Annotated in this window: 2 protein-coding genes and 1 pseudogene; 1 reads left to right on the plus strand and 2 read right to left on the minus strand. The window is 66.8% G+C overall.

What is annotated here, in order from left to right; all coding sequences use genetic code 11:
* Both AX744_RS09185 and AX744_RS09190 read right to left on the minus strand, forming a co-directional pair.
* Positions 1-190 (minus strand): annotated as a pseudogene (locus tag AX744_RS09185) (hypothetical protein); the annotation flags it as partial.
* Positions 190-819, minus strand: coding sequence for a hypothetical protein (locus AX744_RS09190; protein WP_061016469.1), 630 nt, complete (start codon positions 817-819; stop codon positions 190-192). The pseudogene AX744_RS09185 and the gene AX744_RS09190, both read right to left, overlap by 1 nt.
* Positions 820-1,023: 204 nt before the next feature.
* Between AX744_RS09190 and AX744_RS09195 the strand changes: the two genes are divergently transcribed.
* Complete coding sequence (locus AX744_RS09195; protein WP_046747599.1) at positions 1,024-3,558, plus strand: ATP-dependent Clp protease ATP-binding subunit; 2,535 nt, start codon at positions 1,024-1,026, stop codon at positions 3,556-3,558.
* Positions 3,559-3,626 lie beyond the last annotated feature (68 nt).

The raw sequence follows: 3,626 nt of genomic DNA on the forward strand, positions 1-3,626 counted from the left end.
TGGTCGCCGAGATCGGCTGCTCGTCGATCGGGATCGACCACGCGATCCCGGAGTCGCGGAAGGTGCCGGCGACGCGCAGGATCGTGGCGAACGCCACTGCGACCAGAGCCGCGGCGGCGTAGAGGATCACGGCGATCGCGTCCGCCGTCTCGGAGCGGGTGGCCTTGGTTGCGGCTGCGGTGGTGTTCATCAGACGAGTCCTTCCGTGTCGCGCTGTAGGCGTTGACCGATCTCGAACGCGCCGGCGACGACCACGAGCGCGAAGCCCCACCCGAACGGGGCGAGGTCGATCGACATCTCGAACGCCGGAACGCCAGCGGAGACGAGGTTCAGCTCGGAGGTGATCTCGCTGAACGCGTTCGCGCGCACCGCCTGGCTCATCAGACCGCCCGCCATGACGGCGAGCGCGGCGACGGCGATGCCCCAGGTCGCCGCGCTGCCGAAGGGGCGACCGATCAAGAGGCGGATGCACAGCCAGGTGACCGCGAGGCACAGCACGATCGGGCCCAGGACCGCGAGCGCATCGGCGATGGCGAGCAGGAGGCGGGGAGACAGGCTGAGGCCGGAGGCGGTGAGCGTCACGGTGTCGTACTGTGCATCGGAGATGTTCGAGGACGCCGCGAGCACTGCGGGCGCCTCGGCCGTGCTCAGCGGCATCGACGGGACGGTGACGGACTCGCCCGTCATCAGGACGGCGGTGCGGACGCCTGCGCCGATCAGATCGACGACCGCGATGGCTCCCGCGGCTCCGGCTATGACACCCAGCACGGTCTTCTCCACCAGGCTCGCCGCTCTGGTCGCGGTCGGTACATCGGTCATGGCGCCTCCTTCTCGGTGGTCCGATTCGGACCCGTTGTTATCGACTGTCGTTAACATAACGACAGTCGATAACCCCGTCAACCTCCGGTATGCCCACGGCGAACACGGGCATACGTGCCGTTCGCGGTGGTTACTCTCGATGTACAGGCGCAGAGAACGCCATAGGTGTCAGCGCTTCGCCCCGTGCGAATAAGGAGTCACAGCATGTTCGAGAGATTCACGGACCGAGCCCGTCGAGTGGTCGTCCTCGCCCAAGAAGAGGCGAAGATGCTCAACCACAACTACATCGGAACCGAGCACATCCTGCTCGGTCTCATCCACGAGGGTGAAGGTGTCGCTGCCAAGGCGCTCGAGTCGCTCGGCATCTCCCTCGACGCCGTGCGCGAGCAGGTGCAGGACATCATCGGCCAGGGTCAGCAGCAGCCGACCGGCCACATCCCGTTCACCCCGCGCGCCAAGAAGGTTCTCGAGCTCAGCCTCCGCGAGGCCCTCCAGCTCGGCCACAACTACATCGGCACCGAGCACATCCTGCTCGGCCTCATCCGCGAGGGCGAGGGCGTCGCCGCCCAGGTGCTCGTCAAGCTCGGCGCCGACCTCAACAAGGTGCGCCAGCAGGTCATCCAGCTGCTCTCCGGCGCTCCCGGTCGCGAGCCGGCGTCCGTCGGTGCGCAGACCAACGACTCGCAGGCGGGCGCTCAGGGCGGCTCGGCCGTGCTCGACCAGTTCGGTCGCAACCTCACCCAGGCCGCACGCGACAACAAGCTCGACCCGGTGATCGGGCGCGAGAAGGAGGCGGAGCGGGTCATGCAGATCCTCTCCCGCCGTTCCAAGAACAACCCCGTCCTCATCGGCGAGCCGGGCGTCGGCAAGACCGCCGTCGTCGAGGGGCTGGCCCAGGCGATCGTCAAGGGCGATGTGCCCGAGACGCTGAAGGACAAGCAGCTCTACTCTCTCGACCTCGGCTCGCTCATCGCCGGTTCCCGCTACCGCGGTGACTTCGAGGAGCGTCTGAAGAAGGTCACCAAGGAGATCCGCACGCGCGGCGACATCATCGTCTTCATCGACGAGATCCACACCCTCGTGGGTGCGGGCGCCGCCGAGGGTGCGATCGACGCGGCCAGCATCCTGAAGCCTCTCCTCGCCCGCGGCGAGCTGCAGACGATCGGTGCCACCACGCTCGACGAGTACCGCAAGCACTTCGAGAAGGACGCCGCGCTTGAGCGCCGCTTCCAGCCGGTGCAGGTGAACGAGCCGACGCTGCCGCACGCGATCAACATCCTCAAGGGTCTGCGCGACCGCTACGAGGCGCACCACAAGGTGCAGATCACCGACGGCGCGATCGTGGCCGCGGCGAACCTCGCCGACCGCTACGTCTCGGACCGCTTCCTCCCGGACAAGGCCATCGACCTGATCGACGAGGCCGGCGCACGTCTGCGTCTGTCGATCCTGTCCAGCCCGCCCGAGCTGCGTGAGTTCGACGAGAAGATCGCCGCCGTGCGCGAGCAGAAGGAAGTCGCCTCCGAGGAGCAGGACTTCGAGAAGGCCGCCTCCCTGCGCGACGAGGAGAAGAGCCTCCTCGCGGAGCGTCTGCGCCTCGAGAAGCAGTGGCGTGCGGGCGACGTCGCGACCCAGGCGGTCGTCGACGAGGGTCTGATCGCCGAGGTGCTCGCCCAGGCGACCGGCATCCCCGTGTTCAAGCTGACCGAGGAGGAGTCCAGCCGACTCGTCTTCATGGAGAAGGCGCTGCACCAGCGCGTCATCGGTCAGGAGGAGGCCATCGCCGCCCTCTCCAAGACCATCCGTCGTCAGCGTGCCGGCCTCAAGGACCCGAAGCGTCCCTCCGGCTCGTTCATCTTCGCCGGCCCCACGGGTGTCGGAAAGACCGAGCTGGCCAAGGCTCTCGCCGAGTTCCTGTTCGACGACGAAGCTGCGCTGATCTCCCTCGACATGAGCGAGTTCGGTGAGAAGCACACCGTCTCGCGTCTGTTCGGTGCCCCTCCCGGATTCGTCGGATTCGAAGAGGGGGGCCAGCTCACCGAGAAGGTGCGGCGCAAGCCGTTCAGTGTGGTCCTCTTCGACGAGATCGAGAAGGCGCACCCGGACATCTTCAACTCGCTGCTTCAGATCCTGGAAGAGGGTCGTCTCACCGACGGTCAGGGTCGGATCGTGGACTTCAAGAACACGGTCATCATCATGACCACCAACCTCGGTGCGCGCGACATCGCCGGCGGACCCGTCGGCTTCCAGATCGAGGGCAACGACTCGACCAGCTACGACCGGATGAAGGGCAAGGTGAACGAAGAGCTCAAGCGACACTTCAAGCCCGAGTTCCTCAACCGTGTCGACGACATCATCGTGTTCCCGCAGCTGTCGAAGGAAGAGCTGGTGCAGATCGTCGATCTGTTCACCAAGCGCCTCGGCGAGCGTCTGCTGGACCGCGACATGACGATCGAGCTGTCGCAGGCCGCCAAGGAGCGTCTGATCGAGATCGGCTTCGACCCGGCCCTGGGCGCCCGACCGCTGCGTCGCGCGATGCAGCACGAGGTCGAGGACCGTCTGTCGGAGAAGATCCTGCACGGTGAGCTCAACTCCGGAGACCACGTGAAGGTCGACGCGAAGGACGGGCAGTTCCTGTTCGAGCACGGCCCGCGCGATGGCGGTCCCGTCGCGGTCGGTGTGAACACCGGCGGCGGCGCGATCTCCGGCACCCCCGACCTGGCGGTCGCCAGCGGGGAGTGACCTCCCGGAACCACGAGAAGGGGCGGATGCTGCGGCATCCGCCCCTTCTTGTGTCCCCGCCTCTTGTG

It is taken from the genome of Microbacterium sp. CCH5-D1, from assembly GCF_001557335.1.
Lineage (GTDB): Bacteria > Actinomycetota > Actinomycetes > Actinomycetales > Microbacteriaceae > Microbacterium > Microbacterium oxydans.